Raw genomic sequence first — 24,007 nt, forward strand, 5'->3', positions numbered from 1 at the left:
GCGTGCAGATCTGCGCGATAGCACGGGCACTCCCCTTCGGCCCTTCCCTTTATTCACAGTGATCGAGCACCGCTTTCATCGCTTTCTTTTCCCGAGGGGTCACCCCCAATCCCCAGGAACTCTTCACAACGATTTGCCGCTGCACATACGCACAGCGATAACGAGCATTCGGCGGGAGCCACTGATCTGCTCTGCTCGCCCCTTTGTCTTGATTTGCATTGCCGTCAACAGCCAGCAAGTTTGTTGGATCGTTCGCAAACTCTTGTCGACGTGGAGCATCCCACTGCCACGCACCGCTGCGCCACGCATTGGCAAGCGCAACAACGTGGTCGATTTGCACCTGATCTGAGGAATCCTCACCCTTGCGGAAATCAATCGTTCTACCCGTATAAGGATCATCAAGGATCCCCCCGACAACCACACAGTTCGGAGAAGAAGTCTTCATCTGCAGGCTGCGTAAATCCCTTCGAAGGATGTCATTTCGCGTATCGCAGCCATTTCGGTCGACATCTGCCCATCGCTGACCAAATTCATCACGTGAATAGCGTGGAACAGATCCGCTGCGCGTCTGAAGCACGGGAAGTTGATCCAGGGCTTTCGCGCTATCATCCACGCTCCCTAAGGAAGAATCCGAAGGACCGCTGGAACTATTCACCCCTGTGCCCCACACGCCAAAAGTACCGCCGACGATTCCAGTGTGGACAAGCGCGAAGGCCACTGCCACAATCGCGCATATAAGAAGAGCCCCCATCAGAAGCCGTGAGCGTCTGGGACCTTTTCGGCGCATCAACACTTACCTCCTTCTGACAACTATTCAGCCACTATGGCACAGGGAGCGCGCGCAGATATCAAGAGCCACAAAGTTGTGGAAAACGCCGAATAAGCGTTGATCCTGTGGAAAAATCCGCTGCGTAAATACCAGCGTCTTAGTCATCACTCCCGACGATCTTCGCGACTGACGCGCGTGCAGCCTTGCGATTTCGAAGATTCTCACGCACAAAGTACAGACACACCAGGATTAGGGTCAGTGATCCCATCGCGACCAGCTGTGCACGTCCGGCAGCGTTGAACATCATCAGAACCGCGATAGACAGCAATCCGATAACAGCGAACCAGGGAAGCCACGGCCAACCCGGCATCCTCAGGGACAAAACCCCCTCGGCCTCGAGCTTCGAGTGCAAGCGGATCTGCGAAATAACGATCATCACCCACACGATCAACAGCACCATGCCCACTGCATTAATGAGCACCTGCATGATCGACGATGGAAGATACCAGTTCAAGGCGACGGAAATAAAGGCCAGCGCCACAGAAACCGCAACCGAGCGGCGCGGGGTTCGCCCGTCCTCAATATCACCGTGAAGCGTGGTTACTCCAAGGGCCTCGTCACCCTCATCAACAGCTTTGCGCACGCGCGCACCCAGAATCCAAGTCGGTCCCATTCCGCGTGCAGACAGCGAGTATGCGATTCGGGAAGACGCGTAGATATTCGCAGAGAAGGCACTAATCAGTGCGGTGAAAACGATGACCTCCATAATCATTCCGACCGCAGGGATCCCCGCCATGTTCAAAACCGCAGCGAAAGGACTGGTCTTCATCTCATCCGAATTCCACGGCAGCAGGCAGATTAACAGGGCAACAGAGCCCACGTAGAACACCAAAATGCGCCAAATTACCGAGCGAATAGCCTGCGACATCGCACGCCTCGCATCATCGGCTTCGGCGGCGGCAATGGTGACAATCTCAAGCCCGCCAAAGGAGGTAATAATCGCAAGCAAACCAACCGCGATTCCGGGAAGGCCAGCAGGAGCAAAACCACCATTTCCAACGAATGCCTGGTGCAGGCTCTGAGCGCGCCCGGGAATAATTCCCGTCAGAAGGCCCAGTCCAACGACCAGGAAGAAAATAATTGCCGCGACTTTCAACCCTGCAAGCCAAGCCTCAACACGACCGAATTCACCGGCCGCCAGCAGGTTAATCCCGCCCAGGACAACAACGATGACCAAAGTGACAACCCACTGGTCAACACTGGGGAACCAAGTGGTAAAGATCTGCGCTGCACCGGTCATTTCCAGGCCGAGCACCATGATCAGCATGAACCAGTACAACCAGCCAGAAGTAAAACCCGCCCATCGGCCGATTCCTGCCTCGGCGTAGGTCGAGAAAGATCCCGAGGAAGGGATCGCGGCGGCCAACTCTGCCAGCGCATACATCACGGTGACAACGATTAATGCAGCAAGAATGTAGGACACCAAAACGGCGGGTCCGGCCTCGGAAACGGCCACGCCGGTACCCAGGAAGAAGCCGGCACCAATCGCGCTTCCCAGCGCCATCATCGACAGGTGCGCAGCCTTGAATCCTTTCGACGGAAGCCCACTCTCACCCGCGAAAGTCGCCTGCGACCCACCGCTGCCTTTCGCCATAGAGAGTGCTCCACTTAGAGCCTTGTCTGTACTCATTGATCCGAACTGTCCTCAGTAATCTTCTTGACCTCGTGTTCATCAAGTGAACGCAGCCGAAGGAGTGCCCGCAGCTGTGTTGCCGTCATGGTCAACGTCCAATCGTTATGCGAAGGGAGCTGCCACTTTCTCCAATGTGCAAGTACTGTGAAGCTCGACCCGACAATCGTCGCAACCAGTATGCCAATTTGTTCCAGGCCCGAGTGGCCAAAAGCAGCCATGATCGCCGCTGAAACAAATGCTGGCGTTGCGTAGAGGTTATTTCCGCCAAATACCTGGGGAACCATCCCCGCGGAAATATCTCGAATCATGCCGCCACCGACGGCGGTCATAATTCCCAGCAGAATCGCCGGTCCCACTCCCAGCCCAGCATTCAGCGTCTTCAACGCTCCAGTGGCCGCCCAGCAACCCAGAACGGTTCCATCGGCCAGCACCAGCGCAATCCTCCAGAAGCGAGAATCGAGGCGCCAGAGCATAGCGATTAGCGCACCGACCAGTGCAGTCCCCAAGTAGAAGGGATCGGTCAAGGCAACCGGTGGGCCTTGATCCAGCATAATGTCACGGAGCATTCCACCGGCCAGCGCACACATGATGGCCAACACCATAAAGCCGACTGCATCGAAACGTTTAATGCGCGCGATACGACCGCCGAGGACCCCGTTCAAAAGCACGCCAAGAAGATCGATGACGCGGTACAGGTCCGGCAAAGTTTGATTGAGAGTATCGAGCACGCTCACTATTGTTATCCACCTCTCAACAGAATCCAAGGTTGTGGACGCGCAGTCTCAATACCCAAGATTAAGGACGAGGCCGTTCCCGCCTACACAACAGCGCTGTCCCCTAGCTGCCCCCGATCAGGAGACGGCGGTGCCGAAGAGAAGACCCAGCAAGTACGTTGCACCAGCCGCACCAAAACCAACGGCGAGCTGACGGAAAGCGCGCGGTGCAGGTGCGTGACCTGAAAGAACCCCGACGATTCCGCCGGTGAACATGAGCGCGATACCGACAAGGACAACCGAAATTCCCGCAGCAAGCACTCCACCAAGCCTGAAAATATAGGGAATTAAGGGCAGGAGAGCACCAAGAGCGAAACAAATGAAGGACGAGATCGCAGCACGCGCCGGGGTGCCGACCTCTTCGCTTGCTCCCGCATCTTCATCTTTGTGCGTCGCAAAAATGGGGCGTCGCTCGGTGCCATCTGCACTTGCTGCAGCTTCGCCGCCAGAGCGGCGATCAGATTCCGCAAGTTTGGCAAAAACATCTGCTGCGTGTGCCTTCGCACTTTCCTGATCTTCCCCGCGAGCGCGGAAAAGCAGCGCCAATTCATTGGCATCGACATCGACATCATTCAAAGTGTTATCAACACCGGGATCAGGAATCGAGGCGTCCAATAGCTCACGCTGAGAACTCACGCTCACCCATTCACCGGCGGCCATGGACATTGCGCCTGCAAGCAAGCCGGCAACACCCGTCGTCAAAATGGCATGCGAGCTCATTCCTGCACCGACGACACCCAGGATCAACGCAAGGTTTGATACCAAACCATCGTTCACCCCAAAGACAGCAGCCCGGAAAGTTCCCGCTAGGGACTCACGCGAACGCTGCGCAAGGGAACGAACGACCTCGACATGCAGACGTTCATCGGCAGCAATCGCAGCGGGAACATCGGTGTCGTTGTCATAAGAGGATCGCTCTTCGGTTCGCTGAGCCATCGCCAGAATAAAAATCGTCCCGAACATGTAGGCCAGGGCAGATGAAATTCGGGTACGAATCGGAGGATGCGGTGCGGGAAGTGCATGCTCCCCCAGAAGAGATAGCCAGTACTCCTCATGGCGACCCTCGGCCTCGGCAAGGCCAAGAAGTACCTGACGTTCTTCGCCCGTCCGGCGTTCAGCAAGTGCGCGATAGGTATGCGCCTCCATGCGTTCTTCGGCCAGGTAGCGGCGCCAGCGTCGAATCTGCGCGCGCGAAACTTGCTTTTCAGTGTGATGGGAATCAGTCATTGTGAATGCGTCCGCGCCTCAGCCCGCGTAGGTTGGTAGATCGTCTTCGGTAATCTCCGGTTCAGCGGCCGGCATGCGGAACAGTCGTTCCTTCACCGCATCGGCAACTTTATCCGTGACCTTCTCACCCTGAGTGCGGACAAGCGCAGACATTTTTTCACCGGCAGCGTCTAGGGGACGAGCGATCAACGGGAAGCGACGGAGCTTTCCCGCGCACGCACAAATTCGCGCGTATTGTTCACGCCCCGCTCGGGTCCCCAGCACGTAGCCGATCCCGAAACCGACAGCGATTCCCATTTTCGTTCCCATGATGCGTCTTTCTTGTGCGATCAGGCGCATATGCGCCGGTGTGCGATGGTGACTATCGAATAAAAACTAGCCTAGTAGTTCCCCAAAGCGACACGCTACTTGTTTACCTTTTCGCACGTTGTGAGATGGGGTATTTCGCTTCTTCTACGAAACCAGTACCGTGGAGGTATGAGCGAAGTACGTATGAACACACCCCGAGGGATCACCCTGTCGGGAACTTTCGTTCAGCCCGTAGATTCACGGGACGCGGCTGTCCTGTTTTCGCATTCTTTTCTTGCAGATGAACACTCGGGTGGACACTACGATGACCTAGCTCGCGCCTATCGCAAAGCCGGGTACGCGACACTCCAATTCGATTACTCGGGGCATGGACGCTCCGATGACGAGGTGATTACGCGCGAGTCTCAGATCGAGGACCTCCAGGCCGCATCGGGCTGGCTTGCCGATCAGGGTTTCACCCACCAGATTATTCACGGTCACTCTTTTGGCTCGGTCACTGCACTTGCCGCTCACCTGGTTCATGCGACCGCGCTGTTTCTTTCTGCTCCGGTACTTGGCCCGCTCTCCTACGACTGGAGTGCAATTTTCTCCACTAGCCAACTAGACGAATTGGAGCACACCGGCCAGACCCGGATCCCGGACGACTCCGATGGGCCTCGCGAATTTTTCACGATCTCCAAGCAGACGCTGGCCGATCTTTCCATGGTCGATTCTTCAATCATCGATCCGAAGGGCGCACCCGCATTCATCCTCCACGATGCCGATGATATCGATTTGGGTCTGGTTGATCTGACGCGCGATGCTTTCCACCGTCTTCCCGACGGCTCTCGGGTTGAAATGGTTCACGATACCCGTTTTGGTGCCGGTGAACATCCAGAAATCCTTCTCGAGGCCGCGCTTGAGTGGGCGCATCTGTGGGCAGAGCCCAGTGGGGAGTTCCGCCAGTAACGTACACACCCAGCTGTGGCGAAAGTTCTTCGTTACCCTGAAGGGGTGTCCACTTCATCGCAGCCGAGGCGTCGGCGCACACATTCACGAAGGGGTCGTTCCCCTCATGCACCCGCGCCTTTCCGTCCCTTCACGCCTGAACAGCTTGCTGCTCGGGCCGCTGCGATTCCACTGATTTCTTTTCCCGATCTTCCGGTCAGTGCGAGGCGTGAGGAAATTGCGCAGGCAATTTCGCAGCATCAAGTTGTCATCATCTCCGGCGAAACCGGCTCCGGAAAAACCACGCAGATCCCAAAGATTTGCCTCCAATTAGGCCGAGGCGTGGCGGGCATGATCGGGCACACCCAGCCTCGCCGTATCGCAGCGCGTTCGGTTGCAGAGCGCATTGCCGCTGAACTTGGCCAAAAGGTGGGCAAAAAGCCCGATGAGGTCGTCGGCTACCAGGTGCGATTCACCGATGAGGTCGGTCCCACTACTTTGGTCAAACTCATGACCGACGGTATTTTGCTGGCAGAAATTCAGTCTGACCCGATGCTGGGTCGCTATGACACTCTGATCATCGACGAGGCCCACGAGCGCAGCCTGAACATCGATTTCATCTTGGGTTACCTTGCGCGTCTACTCCCCTTGCGCCCCGATCTCAAGGTCATCATCACTTCAGCGACCATTGATTCGGATCGTTTCGCGCGTCATTTCGGTCGACGGAACGGCCCGATTGGACAGGGCACGCTCATTGAAGCCGCACCGGTTATTGAGGTTTCGGGTCGTACTTTCCCAGTTGAAATCCGCTACCGTCCTCTTACCGCTGATACCCCGACTTCCTATTCCTCCTCAAGCACCTCCTCCGCTGCTCGGCACTTTGAAAACAACCTGGCCACGGCCTCGGCAATCGAGGAAGAAAGCACTGGAAGCGGCGTCGAACAACTTGTTTTAGAGGACCCGGATGATCCCCTTGCTCTGGAGGGCTATGGCGCGGGCCAAGACATTGACGTCGAAACCGCAATATGCCATGCGGTCGATGAGCTATGCGCTGAAGGCCCGGGGGATATTTTGGTATTCCTTCCGGGTGAGCGCGATATCCGCGATACCGAACAGGCATTGCGCGATCACCTGGGGAATCGTGCGCCCAGGGATATCTCGCACTCGAAGAACCCCGCAGATATCGAAATTTTGCCCCTGTTTGCGCGCCTCAGTTCTGCGGAGCAACACCGGATTTTTGAGGAACATAGCCATCGGCGCGTTGTTCTGGCAACAAACGTTGCTGAAACCTCGCTGACGGTTCCGGGAATCCGCTACGTGATCGATCCGGGACTGGCGCGAATTTCGCGCTATTCCAATAAGACAAAGGTTCAGCGCCTACCCATCGAAGAGATTTCGAAGGCCAGTGCAAATCAGCGCTCTGGACGTTGCGGACGCGTTGCGGACGGTATCGCGATTCGCCTGTATTCCGCTGATAACTTCGCATCGAGGCCGGACTTTACTGAGCCGGAAATCCTGCGTACCTCGCTGGCCTCGGTCATTTTGCAGATGAGTGCCTTGGGCTTGGGGGACGTTGCTTCTTTCCCCTTCGTCGACGCGCCGGACTCGCGGGCGATCCGCGATGGCATCAATCAGCTCATTGAAATTGGGGCACTGCGCCCGCTGGATTCGTCCAAGAACTCCGATTCTTCCGCGCTAGCACAGGGAAACCAAGGACTTGAGCTCACACGCATTGGTCGAGATTTAGCTCGGCTTCCCATCGATCCGCGCTTGGGCCGCATGCTGATCGCTGGGCATGAATCGGGATGCGCCTCGGAAATTTTAGTCATCGTTGCTGCGCTATCGATTCAAGATGTCCGCGAGCGCCCACTGGAACACCAGGAAGCTTCAGATACGGCACACGCGCGTTTTGCTGACCCCCACTCGGATTTCTTGACCTACCTCAATTTATGGCGCTACCTGCACGTCCAGCAGCGCGATCTTTCCGGTAGCGCATTTAGACGTATGTGCCGGGCAGAATTCATCCACTACCTGCGTTTCCGCGAGTGGTGCGATATCGCCCACCAGCTGCGCGATATGGCCCGCACCGTCGGAATCCACACCGAGCCCTTGGGAATGCCTTCAGCAGGTGATGTAATCGAGCAAGCGTCACGTACGGGAATTGCTGACGCTGCAGCGAAAGCTGCAGTTGCTTTCACACGTTCAACCAGCGCGGTCGACACCGACGATATTCACCGTTCGATCCTTGTTGGCCTGCTCTCCAGTCTGGGCGCATGGGATCCGGCAACTCGAGACTATACGGGTAGCCGAGGCACTCACTTCACCATTTGGCCAGGTTCGGGAATCACGGGCCATCCCGATTGGGTGATGACCGCGGAATTGGTTGAGACCTCGCGACTCTTTGCACGTACGGTCGCCCGTATTCGCCCCGAATGGGTCGAGCCATTAGCAAAAGACCTGCTCAACCATGTCTATTCCGAACCCACGTGGAATTCCTCGCGAGGCGCGGCTTACGTTCAAGAAAAAGTTATGCTCTACGGGCTGACATTGATCGCAGACCGCTCGGTGTTGCTGGGACGGCTGGGATCTACTCCCCTAGGTTCAATCCGAGGTGCTGTTCCAACAGATTCTCCTTTTGCGATCGCCCAGCAAAGCCCCATCACCGCCGCCGAGCTCGCTCGTGAAATGTTCATCCGCCATGCGCTGGTTAAGGGGGAGTGGCGCGAGCGTCATACCTTCCAACGTCGTAACGACGAGGCGATCGAACGTGCAAGGGAAACCGAGCGTCGCAGCCGCACCCACGGCCTCGTCGCCGATGAAATGGCGCTGGAGCGTTTCTTTGACGATCTCCTCCCCGCCTCGATCATCTCTGCAGGGCACTTTAATCGCTGGTGGAAGAACGAAAAGCGCCAGAATCCTCATCTCTTGGATTATCCTCCTGAGCTTCTTCTTCCTCGAGGCCTGGGCCAGACCGGAGAAGGCTTCCCTGACCATTGGCAGCAGGGAGAGCTTCGCCTTCCCCTGTCCTATGAGTTCCACCCCGGCTCCCCGCGCGATGGTGTTTCGATGTCCATTCCCGTCGAGGCCTTGGGGCGTGTGAGCGATGAGGGGACCGATTGGTTAGTACCGGGTATGCGCGAAGAACTCATCACCGAGGCAATACGCGCACTTCCCAAGGCCAAGCGCCGCCTGCTTGCTCCCGCTCCCGAGGTCGCAAAGAGCGTTGCCGCGTGGATTGATGATTTCCGAGACGGCCGAGTAAGTGCTAGCAAAGAGCTTGATAACGCACCCGCTGGTGAGAGTTCCGCTGGCGCTATTCCTGATGAAGATCCCGCCTCGCTGAGCGCCGCTCTTGGGCGCTTGGCGGCATGGGGACAGAAAACAGGTCAGGGTCGTAGCGATAGGCGCCTGTCCAAGTCCAGTACGTCTACGCAAGACCGGGGTAAAGGCCACGATCTTTCTGCAGCTTCCTCAGCTCAAAGCTCTGATAGGTCTCCGAAATCTTCGACTCAAAATCCCGGTGGAACCCACACCGCTACCGCACAGACTGGCTCGGAATCCTTCGACGAACTTTTCACGCGTGCAATCCGCGAGCTCCGAGGCGTTGACCTGAGTGATTCTGATATCCATACCATGCGCGACGCACTTCCCGATCATTTGCTCATGACCTTCGTTGTCCACGATCGTCAGGGGCGCGAACTGGGAAGTGGAAAAGATCTGGGGTATCTCAAACGCACCTTGGCCGGTGCGACCGATACTGCATTGCGAACGGCCGTTCGCCAGGCATTGACCGAAGCTCAAGAACGCAGCGCACATCGCTTGGACGTGGAAGCAAAGCCTGCGTCTGGGAGATCCTCCAGCAGTGCCTCTGAGCAGCCAAAAGCTCGCGCGCAAGGGAAGGCAGCGACGGCCTCGGGAGCAATCGATGGCAGCGAGGGCGCTCCCGGAAGCGAACTTTTCGCCGACGATCTTGAGGATTTCCCAACCACCCCTTTGCCAACCTCGATCGAATCTCAGGCACAGGGGCTCACCATTCGCGCATTCCCCGCTTTAGTCCCTCAAGGGAAGCCCGAGAATCCGCTGGCGGGTGTGCGTGTCATGGCAAATGCTTCGCAGGCAAGAAGTGAACACGGATTGGGTGTGGCGAACCTCGTCCTACGCCGCGTTCAGCTATCAACCAAGCGCGTCTCGACGCGTTGGAGTGGGCGCGAGGCACTCATGCTGACCTCAACTCCCTATCGAAGTACTGAGGCTCTGATCGCAGATGCACAGTGGGCAAGCGTGCGCACGCTCACGGTGTCTCTGAGCGGAAATCAAGGGCTGTGGACGATACGTAATCGCTCGAGCTTTGACGACCTTTCCCAGCGCGTGAGGGATCTGCACGAAGACCAGGTTTATTCGATTATTGAAGTCGTTGTGCGCGCGATGGAATCCTGGGCGCAGCTACAAGACACCCTTGCGACTGCGGATGCACAGGCCTATTGCGCACTCCGCGAGGATGTCGAAAGGGTCGCGCATTCCCTGGTATTTGATGGATTCATTGCAGCAACACCTATTGAGCGCCTTCGTAACCTTCCGCGATACATTCAGGCTCAATCTTTACGCGTCCGTAAAGCTTTGCGTTCACCTTCCGATCTTGCGCGTGACGAGGATTCTACTCTGGCCTTAGCACAGGTCGATGAGGAGCTCAATGAACTTTGTGAGCTCATGGATACGCGTCCTTTCGACGCGCGCAACGCCAGTGCATTTGAAGAACTTTTGTGGATGCGTGAAGAGCTGCGCGTTTCTCTATTTGCGCAAGAGCTGGGGACCGCGCGCAAGATTTCACCTCAACGCATGTTGGCAGCGATTGATCGTCTTCACGAGGCCATATGAAGCGTGAAGACGCACGCGCAATGGCACGTGAATTGATGGATCACCACGGTTTAAGAGACTGGTCGCTGCGATTTGATCGTGCGCGTAGACGCGCGGGGGCATGCGTCCATACGCTTCGCGAAATTCGGCTCTCGGGGCCGTTGGTTGACCTCTACGATGCGGAAACGGTACGTGGCGTCATCCTGCACGAAATTGCCCACGCCCTAGTTGGCGCCTCGCATTATCACGATGCGATCTGGCAGGCGAAAGCTCGCCAACTTGGTGCCCCCGATAGCGCGCGCTTATCGGCATCCTTGCCCTCGCCTCGGCCACCATGGGTGGGAGCATGCCCAGTGTGCGGAACACGGCGGGAACTCTATTCGGCTCCCCGACGGGTCACCTCTTGCGGTGTGTGTTCACGCACTTTTGATACCTCGCGAATCTTTATCTGGTCCTACAAAGGACAACCCCGTCAACCCGGCGGACAGTATGCTCGCCAACTACGCAGTTTGAGACGATATGGTCACCCAAATGGATGACAATGCGTAAATGTACTGACGGGCGTTACCATATCTCCATTCACCTGATCACTTTTGCTGAAGGACGTATACATGTCTGCTTCCACCCCATTCGACGACGGCGCAACGACCAACACTGGCGAAGAACGCGAAAATCTGACCTGGCAAGAGTTCGGCGACGCCGCACGTGAGCTGGCACAGCAGATCGTGAATTCTGGGTGGAAGCCCGACCTGATTGTTGCAATTGCGCGCGGTGGACTGATCCCCGCTGGAGCAATTGCCTACGCAATGGGTGTGAAGGCCATTGGAACCATGAACCTTGAGTTCTACACCGGTCTGGGTGAGACTCTGGATGAGCCTCAGGTTCTACCGCCCCTGATGGATGTTTCGGCTCTGGATGGCAAGAAGGTATTGGTCGTCGATGATGTCGCAGACTCGGGTAAGACCCTGAAGAAGGTTATGGAACTGATCGACGAAGACGGACTGAGCCTTGATGGTAAGACCCACGCAAAGGTCGACGCTCGCTCGGTTGTTATTTATAAGAAGCCCGTCTCGATCATCGATCCGGACTACATCTGGAAAAAGACCGCTCTGTGGATCAACTTCCCCTGGTCGGTTTTGCCTGTGGTCGAGGCCGAGTAACACTCAACTTTGAACATAAATATACGGGACTGCGCGCTGCTCGCAGTCCCGTTTCATTAAACGACCGGCATTTCCCAATCGATGCCGCTTACACCGCAATGAGCGGCATATAACTCCCGCTTAGGTCACTCCCAGGCACTTTTCGCCTTCCGTGATCACACGACTCAAAGAGATATGCCGCCGCCCCACAGGCCCAGCGAGAATCCTCACTGGCACGACGAATCACAACCGGAAGCACTTCCCCAGGAGAGCCCACAGTGAAGAGCTCGTCCTCAAAGAGGACCGCCCACTCCGAGGAAAGAATCCGCACTGCGCTTCCATCAAGGACGATGTGATCAATTTTGGTCATTTCGCTGAGCTGCTCCAGACACATCGCAAGGTTGCGAACAAAGCCCAAAACCGCCTTTCGGCAAGCTTGATCTCCGCCCTGCGCCATACGAATCAGTTCTTCGATATCGCGGGGCCGATCAGTATCACCAGCACTCATACGGGCAGCGCGCGCCTGCCCAATAACGGCTGAAGGAACCAGCGACCCACTGACACATCCGTAATGCCCCTGTGCGCATACCGCATTACTTCCCTCAAGACGAAGGTGAGCAATTCTTCGGTAATCTCCAGCGGGATCAGGGCAGATTGCGCCATTCTTCACTTCGACGTAGCAGACGTTTTCCGCGATCTGAACGATCAGGAAATTATCCAAACGCCGTCCGACACCGTATATGGCTTCGTACGTTGCCAGCCCTTCAAGACTGTTGATGAGAGAAAGCGGAAGTCCGCCCTGGCCAGAAATTGAATCGAGGAGCGGAAAGTCCAGCCATCCCAGCTCTTCGACGGTGCACCTTCGCCCATCGATCACTTTCCCACCAAGGGATAGGCCAATTCCCTTGATGTCCCCATATGAACGAACGCTTTCTGCCATCTCACTGCAGAGAGTGTTAATCGTGGCAAGAATGGCATTCGAATTATCTAGAACGATTCGCGCACGCTCTTCACGCGCACGCCCAGATCGATCCATGACAACGGCATGAACCCTTCCAGGTAACAGCGCAATTCCAACAGCACACTCATCAGAGCGTGTGAAATGCGGTATGTGAATCGGCGGCCCCGGAGGGTCGGCAGTTTTCTTGTGAATATCGTATGGCTCCATCGCGCACCCCTTGATAACTTCTTCGTCACCTAGACACGGGCGTATCCAGCGCGCTCAGTGTACACCATGACCACCTACAATTGCCCGGATTTCAACATTATTGAGCAAACCAGGCCCGCATATAACCATAAACATTCGCATTGCCATAGACCGAGCAGTCATCACCGTGTCCGGCAAGCGCCCCCTGGTTGGGAACATAGGGCGTGTAGTTATACAAACTGGCGGTTGCACGATTAGCCGGGGTGATTTCAACGGATGTGCATTCTTCGGCGGGACCGTAGCGGGCCTCGACCCTTTCTCCCGCACGGAAACGGAACCGCTCAGGCCTTACCCGATAGATCGCAAACTGGCGTGCGGCATAATAAACCTGCCGTTGAAAACCGGCATAATCCGGATCGCAGGTCGAGTTATCCGGGCAAGCGTATCCCATTGCACTGGGATAGCTAAACCACTGAAACATTCCACCCGAGGCGTAGATCAGCCCCTGCTCTTTTTGCAGTGTCACCAACAAAACTTGGGGATTTACTCCACATGAACGTGCTGACTGACCAATAATCTGCGCAGCGGTTTCTTCTTCGCCGCCCTGGTATCCCCATTGGCAATACTCATCAGCAGGAAAAGTCTCGGTGACGGCTTTAAAATCCTTCAAACACGGAACATCCTGATCATTCACCCGGCCCGCGCGACAGCCCTCTCCTTTTTCGTTGATAAAAGCAGCGATCTGCTCATCATTCATGGCGCTCGAGTCATCCAGCACAGCATCAGACATGATGTTTTCCGGGTCAAAACCCGAATAGTCCAAAGAAATTCCGCGAGGTACCTCAGAAGCTGTTTCTTGCGGCTGCTCTTGTGGCGTTGTGTCCGTACAGCCGACTATCCCAATTGTCGAGGCCGCCGCTACACAAAGTGCGACAAGCGCGCCTATGCGCTTGTTTCGTTTCGTCACCGAGTTGTGCTCCTCATGATGTACTCAATGATGGCTGGAGTGCAGTTCTCAATGGTCTCACGAGTGGCCTCAAAATCAGAATAATCACCGTACCAGGGGTCCGGAACATCGAGGTTACGCCCGTGACTAAACTCTTCCCCACTCACTTCAAATTCGCGGAACATGCGAATCTTCGGATCGGGCCCTCCTGCAAGCCTTTCGAGGGCGCGAAGGTGGGAGGAAGTCATCGCAAGAATCAGATCCCAACGCTGAAGCTCCCCCACCTCGACTTGGCGGGCTCGGTGCGAGGGGACACGATACCCGCCCTCTCGCAGCGCTCGCGCAGCACGAGAGTCGATCCCGTGTCCATGTTCTTCATCGCTAATCCCGGCCGAATCAACAACGACATCAAGCCCACGCTGTGCGGCGACTTCACGCAGGATTTCTTCGGCCATGACCGAGCGGCAGATATTGCCGGTACACACCATAAGGACGCTATAGGACACGGGATCAGCTCACTTGTTGAAAAGTGAGAGGTAGGCGCAAATGGCCTCGAAGGAGTGGTATGCAGCCTTCTCACCGTTCATATGGAAGTCCTCATCAGCGCCTTCTCCCGTAAGATCCGAGATCGCACGCAGGCAGATCCAATCCACGCCGTTCGACCAGCACACCTGCGCCATGCCGCATGTTTCCATATCAACAGCCAGCGCATCGGGGAAGCCCGCGCGGATACGGGCAACGACCTTTTCCGAGGCGAAGGAGTCGCCGGTAACGATGCGGCCGGTGCGCACGTGGTGCGGCTGGGCATCGTTGAGGCCCGCGAGCGCGTCGATCGCGCGCTGCGAGGAGTGGTAGTCGACAGGCATACGCGGAATCTGGCCCAACTCATAGCCGAAAACAGTAGCGTCGGCATCGTTGTAGATCGTGGCGATCGCTCCCGCAATGTCGCCCACTTGGATTCCGCCCTCAAGACCGCCCGCAGTGCCACCCGCGATCACGATCTTCGGGGTGGCCAGGGTCAGGCCTCGGGCCACTGCTGCTGCTGCGTTCGCAATGCCAATACCCGAGGTAATGACGACGACGGTGTGGCCTTCGAGCTGACCAAGGGCATAGCTCTGCTGGTGATGACCGTCGGCACCCACAACAAGGGTTTCAACCGCGTGAGAACCGGGAAGAGGCGCAAGCGCATCCAAGAAAGGCTGGGCTTCCATCACCATCGCGCACTGAATGAAGGCGTCGACCTCGGGAAGCTGACGCGAAGGGGTCAAGGTCAGGGACATGAGTACCTCTCTGAGAAGTGTCTGGGGGCCGTCAGGTCTGAATAATTACTTTGCTGCCGCGGCGTCATCCTGTGTGACAACCAGCCACTTGTCGCGGTGATTGAGGAACTCGCGAACGGCTTCCTGCGCGCCTTCTAGGGAGTGGTTTGCACCCCAGCCGCACTGCACCTCGTTTGCCGCAGGAACTTCAGTGGCATTGAGGATATCTTCGAAAGTCGCCTGCAAGATCGGCAGGAACTCCTCAGTCTCAACGCCCAGGAGGAGGGCATAGAAGCCGGTCTGGCAACCCATGGGGCCAAAATCGATGAGCTTATCGGTGTGGTTGCGCATCAGTTCAGCACTGAGGTGCTCGATGGAGTGAACCGTGGGCATCTCAAGGTGCGCCTTATTGGGCTGGGTAAAACGAACGTCGTACTTGATGAGGACATCGCCGCCGGGAAGAGTCTTCCGATCTGCAACGCGGACGTAAGGAGCAAGGACAGTGCGGTGGTCGAGGTTAAAGGACTCAACATTCATGCGTTCACTCATAAAACCCAGTTTATCGGGATTTAGGTGGCGTGCTCGGGCGAGTCTCGGATACCGCACGTTGTGTAGAACACCATCAATGACGGGCTTTTCATGCGCTTTTCGCTGAAAACTCCTCTTCATTGCAGCGAAGCGAATGAATGATCACCATCGTTCATCTCCAGTTATTTTCAGGCACAATAGAGGCATGGATCTTCAGCCGTCGATTGATGTCACTTCTCCCGATCAGTACAGTGCAGGCACCCCTACACCTGCAGCCATCGTCGCCGGTGAAGTTCCCGCCAGCGAGGCCCATCGCCCGCTCTCTGCTTTCGACATGTTTTCAATCGGTATTGGCCCCTCTTCATCACACACGGTCGGTCCGATGCGTGCGGGCCTTGCCTTCTCTACAGAGCTGTGTGCGCTTCCCGATTATTCACATCTGTCTCACGTAACCATTGACCTTTTTGGCTCCCTTGGAGCAACCGGACGAGGTCACAACACGGACCGTGCGGTGCTACTGGGATTAGCGGGATATGACCCTGAGACCGTGTCCATTGAAACGGTCGAGAGTCTGATTCCCCAGATTGCCTCCAGTGGCCGTCTTCCGTTTGCGGGTGGCCGTGAAATTCCTTTTGATATCGAATCTGATATCCGTTTTCTTCCGCGCACGATCCTGAGCTACCACGTCAACGCGCTCACAATCACGGCCTACGCAGACGAGAGCTTGATCCTCGAGCGCACCTACTATTCGGTGGGTGGCGGCTTCGTCATGGCCCAGACGAATAACGATCCTGAACACCCCGAGATCGCATCCTTGGCCTCTGCACAAGAGACAACAGGAATGTGCACGCCCGCGCCCTATCCCTTCTCGACGGCCGCACAGCTTTTGGCGCAATGCGCACGCACTGGCCTATCCATCGCCGAGGTTGTCCGCGCAAACGAACTTTCTGCGCGCTCCGAGGTGGCCTTGGATGCCTACCTCGACCAGATCGCGCACACGATGTTCCACGCGATTGAGGCGGGGATTTCCTCCACCGGTATTTTGCCCGGTGGACTGGATGTTCCTCGGCGGGCGAACGCCTTGGCCGCACAATTGCGCGCGCGTGCCGAGAAGGCTTTTTCGGCGAGTGAGCGCCGAGGCTGGGCCGGGGTTATGCAAGATCCCCTGCGTGCCATGGATTGGGTCAACCTCTACGCGCTGGCTGTGAATGAAGAAAATGCGGCCGGGCACAGGATCGTCACCGCACCCACCAATGGCGCAGCTGGCGTGATCCCCGCAGTGTTGGGCTACCTCGTTGCTTTTTGTCCCGAGGCCGGAGCAAGTTTCCCTGACTTCTCCCCCTCGAATTTGGCTGGGATTTCAGAACTTCCTCTGGATGACTCGTCAGAGTCTGCCAGTTGCCGTCGCGCATCGATTCACGAGTTCTTGTTGGCTGCGACTGCAATTGGCGCTTTGATCAAGACAAACGCATCGATTGCCGGTGCTGAGGTTGGCTGTCAGGGAGAGGTCGGCTCGGCCTCGGCAATGGCGGCTGCAGGGCTTGCTCAGGCTCTGGGCGGCACCCCTCAGCAAGTGGAGAACGCTGCCGAGATCGCCATGGAGCACTCCTTGGGTCTGACCTGTGATCCCGTTGGTGGGCTTGTTCAGATCCCGTGTATTGAGCGCAATGCGATTGCTGCTGTTAAGGCAATTAACGCTGCTCGTATGGCCCTGTGGGGCGATGGCCGACACACGGTGTCCTTGGATGTCGCCATTGAGACAATGCGTCAGACAGGAAACGACATGCTCTCAAAGTACAAGGAGACCTCAGCGGGCGGCCTGGCCGTCAACGTTGTGGAGTGTTGATCTCCGCTTCTTCGCCGCTTTCGCTAAGTGCGGACACAACGGCTGCAGCACCTTCCTCAGCCTCATTCTTCTTGCGATTCTTGCGGGCAAAGAGCCAGAGGACTGCGGTCACAATGAGCACGGCGATAATGCCGACGACAACGGCGATCATCCAGGTCTGAACGACAGCGGGTTCAACCTTTTCCGATTCTGCAGCAACTTGCTGATCATCCATGGGAACGCGCTCACCGGTGACAAGCAGTCGGTGAGTATTGATGCCGTAGGGCGTACAGGTAATCAGGGTCGCGAGGTCTTTTCCGGCAACCTTGTTCAGGCTCTCTGTTTCATTAGGAAGAACAGTCCGAATATCAGTGACCTTGTATTTGAGGTGACGGCCTAGAACTTCAATGTAGAAGACGTCGCCAACTTTAACGCGGTTGAGGTGGTCGAACATGGTTGCGCTTCCCAGTCCGGAGTGGCCGGTGAGGACCGTGTGGGTTCCTTCGCCACCAACGGGGAGCGCAGTTCCAAAGAGGTGTCCAACGCCTTTTTCAAGAGTTGAGGTCTCGGTGCCGTGATAGATCGGAAGGGTGATATTGGCCGAAGGGACCTTAACGGTTGCCATCACGGGGTTCACATTAAGTTGTGAGAGGTAATCGGCGTATTGGGGGGTGTTCGGCCGCTGAGATTCCAACCAGGGGTCAAGGATGGGTGCTTCGGCGGCTTGGCGGTTGTATTCATCGGCGCGAGCAAGTTGCTCTTTCAGCACATCGGGACCAAGGTTGGTTTGTTCGGCGCTGAACGCTTTGGCAATGCGCTGTTGTTCGAGGTTGTTCTGATAGGTCGCGATGACGGGATAAAGCAGAACCAGAATCCCCAGCACCAGCAGAACGGGCGGAAGGATCGTGAAGAGGCGACGGCGACGTTGGGCCTTGCGAATGCGTTGATCACGTTCTTCCGCAGTTTCAGATGTTTCTTCCTGAACCTGGGTATTTGAGAGGCTGTCGTCTGCGTGGATCTCGTTCTCGCTCATGAGTCGCCTTTTAAATGGGGGGTTATGGGGGTTGCGTTGATTGTATAGAAACGGGTGCGGGAAGACCCACGGGTCTTCCCGCACCCGGCTAAATCTCAGTTAGAGATCAGGCGTTTTCCTTGCGACGCTTGTTCGCAATGGTGATTGCACCAGCGCCAGCAACGAGTGCCGAGCCAGCTGCGATCAGCACGCCCACACCGGCAGCACCGGTAACGGGCAGGTGGAATCCACCATTGTGAGGAGCATCCTTGACCGTGGTCTCCAGGGTGTACTGGTTGTCAGCGGTCGAGTTGGTCTCGAGGACCTGGAAAGCGATCGGGCGAGTCTGGAGCTCGAAGCCCGCGGGGGCCTTGGTCTCAACGAGGCAGTACCAACCGGGGTTGGTGACCTTGGCGTTGTTCGCCCAGTCGTTGTTGCGCAGGCCATCGATGGTGACCTCACCGTTTGCGTCGGTCGTGTAGGTCGTGGTTCCGGCGGGCGAGAGCTTCTCATCGAGGGTCGCGTCGACGGAGTCGAAGTTCTTGGTGGGAGTGCTCTGAGGCGTGCACTTGTACACCTCGAACTCTGCGCCTTCGAGCTTGGCGTTGGCGTCCGCGGATGAGACCTTCGTGATCTTCACCTTGCCGAACTTGGAGACAACCTCGGAGTTCGGGTAGTCCGGCGGGGGAACCTCACCGGAGCCGGGAGTCCAGCCGTTGGAGGGGGCGTTGGGGAGCAGGATGGCCTTGTTCTTGAACAGGCCGTCGTTCTCCACCTTCTGAGCGACGGTGCCGACCAGGTCCATCTGGACCTTGGTGGTGTCGTCCTTGCGGTTGTCGAGCAGCTTCTGGCGACCGGCAGCGGTGAACTCGGCGGTCCAGAACTTGGTCTTGCCGTCGGTGCCGTCAGCGGCGATCAGCGTGTAGTCGGTGCCCTTCTCCAGAGCAACCTCACCGTTCTTGCCGTTGATGATCTTCAGCGTGATGCCAGACTCGGGCAGCTCCACGCGCTTGTCGTACTGGTCGACGACGTCGTAGTAGTCGAGGGCCTCAGCGGCGGGGATGTCCGACTTGATGGTGTAGGAGATGGCCGAACCAACGGCGGGGGTGTTCTCGTCGGCAACGGTCTTCTCGACGCCGGCCTTGGAGTTCTTCGGGTATGCGTGAACGTCGTAGACCCACTTGTTGAGGTCGGTCGGGTGCGTCATGGGCACCGTGATGATGAAGGGCTTGGAGCCGACGTAGCCCGCGGGGGTCTCGGTTTCAGTCACGACGTAGGCGCCCAGGGGCAGGTTGGAGAAGGTGGCCAGACCGCCGCCAGCGGTGGTCTTCTCAATTGCTGCGTCAACGCCGTCTGCCTTAGCGGTAGCAACGTCACCGTTGAAACCAACGAGCTTCTCCCAGCCGGCCTGCGTGGTCAGGTCGACATTGGTCAGACGCTCGACGGTAAACTTTGCGCCGTCAAGCGGGGTGCCGGTGACGGTGCTGTCCTCAAGACCGGTGCCTTCGGTGGTGCCGTTGGTGGCATCCTTCACCAGCTTGTGGATGGTGATAGAGCCGGTCTTGGAGGTGTCGAGGTCGACCAGCGACGGGGCGCGCTCAACGGTGGCAACAACACCGAATGCCGATGCGGAGGGGGCTGCCGTGGCAATACCCGGAACCGCTGCAGCGCCGGCGGCAACCGCGATAACGGCGAGGAGGCTGACGCCTCGACGGGTCTTAAGAGTTGTCATTATTGTGTTCTCCTGTTGTACGGGATCTTTAAACAGATCGAGTGATGGTGATTGAACTAGTCATTTACAGGGTCAGTGTCTCAGGCGAATTTATCTGCCTTCCGACGCTGTTTCATGGTGACCAGCGAGATCACCATCGCCCCGCCCATAAGCGCCACTGCGACGCCGATGTACGGGTAGATTCCGAAGCTGCCCGAGACGGGCAGGTGTCCTACCTCAGTGTCTTTCACGAGGAGGGTGGCCTTGCGGGTATTTCCAACCAGGAAGCCCTTGGGACCGGGCAGGCTGCCGGAGATTGAAGAGAAGGCCTGAACTGCGCCCTTGGCCCACTTGGCCGTATTTTCCACTTCATCTCCGAGCTCAACCTTTGTGCCGGTGCCGTCTGCCTGAGCGGCATTCAGCGTGAAGGTGATGGGCCTGGGAAGGAGCGAGTGCCCCGCCGGGGCCTTAGTCTCAACCAGCCAGTAGACGCGGCCGAGTTCCAAGTCGTTGACGGACCAGTAGTAGCCGTCGGTTGCATTCGCTTGGGTCAGATTCTTGACCACGGTGGCGTTGGCATCAGTATTCGGGTTGGCGTTATAGATTGCGAACTCAGCACCCGACAGGGGGTACATCGTGACTCCCTTGGGACCCGTGTACTGGTTATCCGCGTCGGCGAAGGTCTTACCGGTATTCTGCGTACCGGCCTTCACCACAACGAAGTCGTGCGGAACGGTCGGGCCACAGGCCTTGTTGTTATCGGTACCATCCCAGTCCTTGCCTTGTTCAGCGTAGACCTGGTTGAAGAGACCGTAGCCCGGCTCTGGAATGCCCACTGAATCTGCTCGGCAGGCGAGGTTCTCTTCCGAGTAACCAGCCGCGGCAGTATTACGCGTCACCGTGAAGCGAATCCAAAATTCCTTTGAGGCATTGGGAGCCAGTTCGACGCCGTTCGTCAGGGTGTACACCCCATTCGTTGCAGTTGCATCGGAGGCAGTGTCCAAACCTGCTTGGGTTTCAGCGATCTTTGCGGACTGGATCTCGAGGCCCTTGGCAAATTCGGGCTTGTCGGTGAGCTTACCGGTGTTGGCAGCCAAGGTACCGTCGTTGGTGGCGACGATCTTGTAGTCCACGGTGAAGTTGGTTGCGCCGGTGGCGCCACCGTTGTGCTCGATGGACTTTTCAACGCGCAGCTTGGGAGCCTGGTATTCGTTGACAAAAGTACAGGTGATGGGTGCCGCCTCGTTGGACGCTGCGCCGCCGACGTTCTTGAAGTTGACGCCGCGCTCGGTGCGGGTCACGGCGACGTCTTCACCGATGCCGTTGACGCACTTGATGTCCTTGAGGTTCCACTTGTCCTCGCCGCCGGTGTTGATCTCCTTCTCCGTGATGGTGAAGTCGGAGTTGCCGACCTCGAAGGGGATGAACACCGAGTCGTACTTGGCGTTAGCCTCGCCGAAGCCGGTGGGGGTCAGCGACGCGACCGGGTCGGCTGCGGAGATGTACGAGGTCTTGGCCGGGGCGGACGAGGCCGTGGGCTTCGAGACGGTCACCGTGCCGGTGGTCGCCGGCGTGCGGTCGGTGTTATCCGCCCAGGTGGAGCCGGTCGTCACCGCGAAGTTGGCGGCCGGGATCGTCGGGTTGGCACCCGAGGGGTCCTCGACGGACTTCACGATACGCACGCTTCGCTCCTCGGTGATGACGCCGTAGAGGCAGGCGTAGTTAACCGAAAGCTCCTGCGTGATGAAGGTGTTGGTGCGCTCGGCGTCCGCCGGAACGGTGGTCGGGCAGTTGGCCGTCGGGATGGAGTTGAAGTTCTCCGGGGTCAGGAAGTTCGTTGCGTTCGTGGCAGGAACAAAACCCCAGAGGTGCAGACGGTAGGTACGGCCGTTCTTCGTGAAAGTACGGTCCGAAGTAGTCTTCGTGAGTTTGACGGTATCGGAGACGTACGGGTTTTCATTGACGTTACCCTTGGCACCCGGCCAGGTGCGCGGAAGAACTTCTTCCCTAGTGAGCTGGTCGCGAGGCTGCTCCGCACCACCGTTGTAGTACTGGCTGTACAGGTCGTAGTCGCCGTTGCCCTCACCCACGTACTTCACGCAGTACATGCGCCCCGAGCGGGATTCGGGCAGGTTCGTGTAGCCCTGCGAGGGATCGGCTGCGTTGACCGGGTTCGGCTCGTAGGCAGGACCAATAAAGTCACCAGCGGCCGTGTAGCCAGGACGGCCAGCTTCACCATTAAGAACCAGGTCACGAGGGAGCTTGTTGTTGATTCTTTGGGTCGCATCCCAGCCGTTTCGACCAAACTGGGGGGAGCACAAGCCGTATACGCCATCCGTCTTGACGTAGGCGCCGCCCTTGCGGTAAATGATCGTCGAGGCCAAGGTATTGAAGGACTCGTAATTGACGAACGGGTACGACTCGCCGGTATCGCCAGGAATCAGCCCCGTCAGCTGCAGATTGAGGGACGAGTGCAGGTACTGCTGAATTTGCGAAGTACCGCCAATCGGCAGGTTGTTGTGGCGGATCGCGCCGAGCAGGAAGGTCTGACCCGGCTCAACCTCGCCCGGATTGTTCGGCTTGAAGCCGATGGCACTCTGGCCATTCACCCAGATCTTCGTGGAGTCAGCAGCCCACTTGTCGTAATGAGCCTGCATCCAGTCCTTGGAAGCCTGAGAGTCACCAGAGCCCGTATTATTGGTCTGATCGTCCCACTTCCAGGGCCAGCCGCGGGCAATGTAGGTCCACGCATCGTTAGCCTTCGCGTAGGCACCACCGAGGGTGGTCGTAACGGGAGTATTGCCCGTGCGGATACGATTCTCCGTCATACCCTTGACAATGCCGTAGCGAATGAAGTTGTTGTAGTCGGTGGTTGTGTCAGTCTCAGAATTATTCGTGACACCCCCACCCATCCAAGCAGAGACTTCGCCGACGTCAATCTTCGTAGCAGCGGGCTCTTGCGCTGCATACGCAGGCTGAGGAGTAACGAAGCTTCCGACAAGTGCACTACCGGCGGTTGCTGTTACAGCAAGTGCCGCTACGAAGCGCGTCGATACAGACCTGCGTTTCGACGTAGCTGAGCTTTTCGCATTCGTCATGCTGGAGGTGCTCCTCATGTCATGGGATAGCTGACAGTTTTCTGACAACACGTCATTGACTGCGCATGCGCCAACAAATGCGTGTGTCATCTACCGCCTGTTGAGATAGGAATGATTAGAGGGTATGCAACACCCTCTCGATTTACAATTGAATCGTACAGGTAGCTTTCAGCTAACTATCGCAAACATGGCAGAATTAGGCATAAAATTTCAATAATTCCATCCATACAAATATCTTTCGACCTGCAGATACATAAAAGCGCTAGATATTTCAAAAGGGTCATTTGCAGCTAATGGTGATATACCTCACAGCTCCCAGTATTTACGCATTTTTTATTCAGAAATCGCGCATCTTCCACTCATTTGAGCTTTCCTGACACAAGTTCTCTATCCGTCAACCGTGCAACTGAGGAAACGCTGGAGCATGCACATTCCTTAATCGCGGGGCAACCAACCCATCAACCGCACTACTGGATGAGCGCTACGTACGACACGCCGACATGGGCACAAAATTTTTCGAATTTTTCGTGCGCTTACCCACAGCCTCAATTCGCTCTGTGGAGAAATAGAGGAGCTCTATCCACAGGTCCCCTCGAGCATAATTTCCTCAAATTACACCGATGTAAGCCACCCTCATCCACACCCCATCCACAGAGGGGCAGTCGTCCATCCACATCTAGGGTCAGCAACATAGTTAGACACAACATATTGGGTCTCGTGACGAAAGCACACACAAGGTGTAGTGTTGTCGCATGTTCCGCTCCCCCGGGTAAACAGCGGAGAAAACACA

18 protein-coding genes are annotated in these 24,007 nt (G+C 57.0%); 5 read left to right on the forward strand and 13 right to left on the reverse strand.

What is annotated here, in order from left to right; all coding sequences use genetic code 11:
• Positions 1 to 49 precede the first annotated feature (49 nt).
• The 5 genes from RW023_RS04405 to RW023_RS04425 form a co-directional block, all read right to left on the reverse strand.
• A complete protein-coding gene (locus RW023_RS04405) occupies positions 50 to 787 on the reverse strand; it encodes an HNH endonuclease family protein (protein ID WP_399499346.1) in 738 nt (245 codons plus the stop codon).
• Positions 788 to 926: 139 nt separating this feature from the next.
• A complete protein-coding gene (locus RW023_RS04410) occupies positions 927 to 2,459 on the reverse strand; it encodes an amino acid permease (RefSeq protein WP_315580054.1) in 1,533 nt (510 codons plus the stop codon).
• On the reverse strand, positions 2,456 to 3,196 hold the full coding sequence (locus RW023_RS04415) for a trimeric intracellular cation channel family protein (protein ID WP_315580055.1): 741 nt from the start codon (positions 3,194 to 3,196) through the stop codon (positions 2,456 to 2,458). Before RW023_RS04415 ends, RW023_RS04410 begins: the two co-directional genes overlap by 4 nt.
• Positions 3,197 to 3,313: 117 nt before the next feature.
• Entirely contained in the window at positions 3,314 to 4,462 is a 1,149-nt protein-coding gene (locus tag RW023_RS04420) for a VIT1/CCC1 transporter family protein (protein WP_315580056.1), read from the reverse strand.
• A gap of 18 nt (positions 4,463 to 4,480) precedes the next feature.
• On the reverse strand, positions 4,481 to 4,771 hold the full coding sequence (locus RW023_RS04425) for a hypothetical protein (protein ID WP_048712395.1): 291 nt from the start codon (positions 4,769 to 4,771) through the stop codon (positions 4,481 to 4,483).
• A gap of 168 nt (positions 4,772 to 4,939) precedes the next feature.
• Between RW023_RS04425 and RW023_RS04430 the strand changes: the two genes are divergently transcribed.
• From RW023_RS04430 to RW023_RS04445, 4 genes are all read left to right on the forward strand, one after another.
• The gene (locus RW023_RS04430; RefSeq protein ID WP_315580057.1) at positions 4,940 to 5,719 is read left to right on the forward strand and encodes an alpha/beta fold hydrolase; all 780 of its coding nucleotides are present in this window, start codon (positions 4,940 to 4,942) and stop codon (positions 5,717 to 5,719) included.
• Positions 5,720 to 5,764: 45 nt separating this feature from the next.
• The gene (locus RW023_RS04435) at positions 5,765 to 10,573 is read left to right on the forward strand and encodes a DUF3418 domain-containing protein (protein ID WP_399499348.1); all 4,809 of its coding nucleotides are present in this window, start codon (positions 5,765 to 5,767) and stop codon (positions 10,571 to 10,573) included.
• Complete coding sequence (locus RW023_RS04440) at positions 10,570 to 11,091, forward strand: SprT-like domain-containing protein (protein ID WP_315580058.1); 522 nt, start codon at positions 10,570 to 10,572, stop codon at positions 11,089 to 11,091. Before RW023_RS04435 ends, RW023_RS04440 begins: the two co-directional genes overlap by 4 nt.
• Before the next feature lie 72 nt (positions 11,092 to 11,163).
• A complete protein-coding gene (locus tag RW023_RS04445; RefSeq protein WP_315580059.1) occupies positions 11,164 to 11,712 on the forward strand; it encodes a phosphoribosyltransferase in 549 nt (182 codons plus the stop codon).
• Between the two features lie 88 nt (positions 11,713 to 11,800).
• On the opposite strand, the gene RW023_RS04450 is transcribed toward RW023_RS04445, so the two are convergent.
• From RW023_RS04450 to RW023_RS04470, 5 genes are all read right to left on the reverse strand, one after another.
• Complete coding sequence (locus RW023_RS04450) at positions 11,801 to 12,727, reverse strand: ROK family protein (RefSeq protein ID WP_315580060.1); 927 nt, start codon at positions 12,725 to 12,727, stop codon at positions 11,801 to 11,803.
• A gap of 229 nt (positions 12,728 to 12,956) precedes the next feature.
• Positions 12,957 to 13,805, reverse strand: coding sequence for a hypothetical protein (locus RW023_RS04455; protein ID WP_315580061.1), 849 nt, complete (start codon positions 13,803 to 13,805; stop codon positions 12,957 to 12,959).
• Positions 13,802 to 14,272: a low molecular weight protein-tyrosine-phosphatase gene (locus RW023_RS04460; RefSeq protein ID WP_315580111.1), complete on the reverse strand. Its 471-nt coding sequence runs from the start codon at positions 14,270 to 14,272 to the stop codon at positions 13,802 to 13,804. The genes RW023_RS04455 and RW023_RS04460 overlap by 4 nt, the downstream gene beginning before the upstream one ends.
• A 27-nt stretch (positions 14,273 to 14,299) precedes the next feature.
• Positions 14,300 to 15,064: a 5'-methylthioadenosine/S-adenosylhomocysteine nucleosidase gene (gene mtnN / locus RW023_RS04465; RefSeq protein ID WP_315580062.1), complete on the reverse strand. Its 765-nt coding sequence runs from the start codon at positions 15,062 to 15,064 to the stop codon at positions 14,300 to 14,302.
• 45 nt (positions 15,065 to 15,109) lie between these two features.
• On the reverse strand, positions 15,110 to 15,592 hold the full coding sequence (locus RW023_RS04470; RefSeq protein ID WP_009407833.1) for an S-ribosylhomocysteine lyase: 483 nt from the start codon (positions 15,590 to 15,592) through the stop codon (positions 15,110 to 15,112).
• A gap of 184 nt (positions 15,593 to 15,776) precedes the next feature.
• On the opposite strand from RW023_RS04470, the gene RW023_RS04475 reads away from it, so the two are divergent.
• Positions 15,777 to 17,417, forward strand: coding sequence for an L-serine ammonia-lyase, iron-sulfur-dependent, subunit alpha (locus RW023_RS04475; RefSeq protein ID WP_315580063.1), 1,641 nt, complete (start codon positions 15,777 to 15,779; stop codon positions 17,415 to 17,417).
• Here the strand turns inward: RW023_RS04475 and RW023_RS04480 are convergent.
• From RW023_RS04480 to RW023_RS04490, 3 genes are all read right to left on the reverse strand, one after another.
• Entirely contained in the window at positions 17,398 to 18,429 is a 1,032-nt protein-coding gene (locus tag RW023_RS04480; RefSeq protein ID WP_315580064.1) for a class C sortase, read from the reverse strand. The two genes, RW023_RS04475 and RW023_RS04480, sit on opposite strands and share 20 nt — an antisense overlap.
• Positions 18,430 to 18,535: 106 nt before the next feature.
• Positions 18,536 to 20,140 (reverse strand): SpaH/EbpB family LPXTG-anchored major pilin, encoded by a 1,605-nt coding sequence (locus RW023_RS04485; RefSeq protein ID WP_315580066.1) that lies wholly within the window; start codon positions 20,138 to 20,140, stop codon positions 18,536 to 18,538.
• 80 nt (positions 20,141 to 20,220) lie between these two features.
• A complete protein-coding gene (locus tag RW023_RS04490; protein WP_315580067.1) occupies positions 20,221 to 23,217 on the reverse strand; it encodes a prealbumin-like fold domain-containing protein in 2,997 nt (998 codons plus the stop codon).
• Between the last annotated feature and the right edge of the window lie 790 nt (positions 23,218 to 24,007).

Source organism: uncultured Actinomyces sp., from assembly GCF_963542285.1.
Taxonomy (GTDB): domain Bacteria; phylum Actinomycetota; class Actinomycetes; order Actinomycetales; family Actinomycetaceae; genus Pauljensenia.

Bases quoted from the DNA above. Each gene is read 5' to 3' on its own strand.
- RW023_RS04405 (WP_399499346.1), bottom strand. From the start codon at position 787: ATGCGCCGAAAAGGTCCCAGACGCTCACGGCTTCTGATGGGGGCTCTT.
- mtnN (WP_315580062.1), bottom strand. From the start codon at position 15,064: ATGTCCCTGACCTTGACCCCTTCGCGTCAGCTTCCCGAGGTCGACGCC.
- RW023_RS04440 (WP_315580058.1), top strand. From the start codon at position 10,570: ATGAAGCGTGAAGACGCACGCGCAATGGCACGTGAATTGATGGATCAC.
- RW023_RS04460 (WP_315580111.1), bottom strand. From the start codon at position 14,272: ATGGTGTGTACCGGCAATATCTGCCGCTCGGTCATGGCCGAAGAAATC.
- RW023_RS04450 (WP_315580060.1), bottom strand. From the start codon at position 12,727: ATGGATCGATCTGGGCGTGCGCGTGAAGAGCGTGCGCGAATCGTTCTA.
- RW023_RS04475 (WP_315580063.1), top strand. From the start codon at position 15,777: ATGGATCTTCAGCCGTCGATTGATGTCACTTCTCCCGATCAGTACAGT.
- RW023_RS04430 (WP_315580057.1), top strand. From the start codon at position 4,940: ATGAGCGAAGTACGTATGAACACACCCCGAGGGATCACCCTGTCGGGA.
- RW023_RS04470 (WP_009407833.1), bottom strand. From the start codon at position 15,592: ATGAGTGAACGCATGAATGTTGAGTCCTTTAACCTCGACCACCGCACT.
- RW023_RS04490 (WP_315580067.1), bottom strand. From the start codon at position 23,217: ATGACGAATGCGAAAAGCTCAGCTACGTCGAAACGCAGGTCTGTATCG.
- RW023_RS04425 (WP_048712395.1), bottom strand. From the start codon at position 4,771: ATGGGAACGAAAATGGGAATCGCTGTCGGTTTCGGGATCGGCTACGTG.
- RW023_RS04420 (WP_315580056.1), bottom strand. From the start codon at position 4,462: ATGACTGATTCCCATCACACTGAAAAGCAAGTTTCGCGCGCGCAGATT.
- RW023_RS04410 (WP_315580054.1), bottom strand. From the start codon at position 2,459: ATGAGTACAGACAAGGCTCTAAGTGGAGCACTCTCTATGGCGAAAGGC.
- RW023_RS04485 (WP_315580066.1), bottom strand. From the start codon at position 20,140: ATGACAACTCTTAAGACCCGTCGAGGCGTCAGCCTCCTCGCCGTTATC.
- RW023_RS04445 (WP_315580059.1), top strand. From the start codon at position 11,164: ATGTCTGCTTCCACCCCATTCGACGACGGCGCAACGACCAACACTGGC.
- RW023_RS04480 (WP_315580064.1), bottom strand. From the start codon at position 18,429: ATGAGCGAGAACGAGATCCACGCAGACGACAGCCTCTCAAATACCCAG.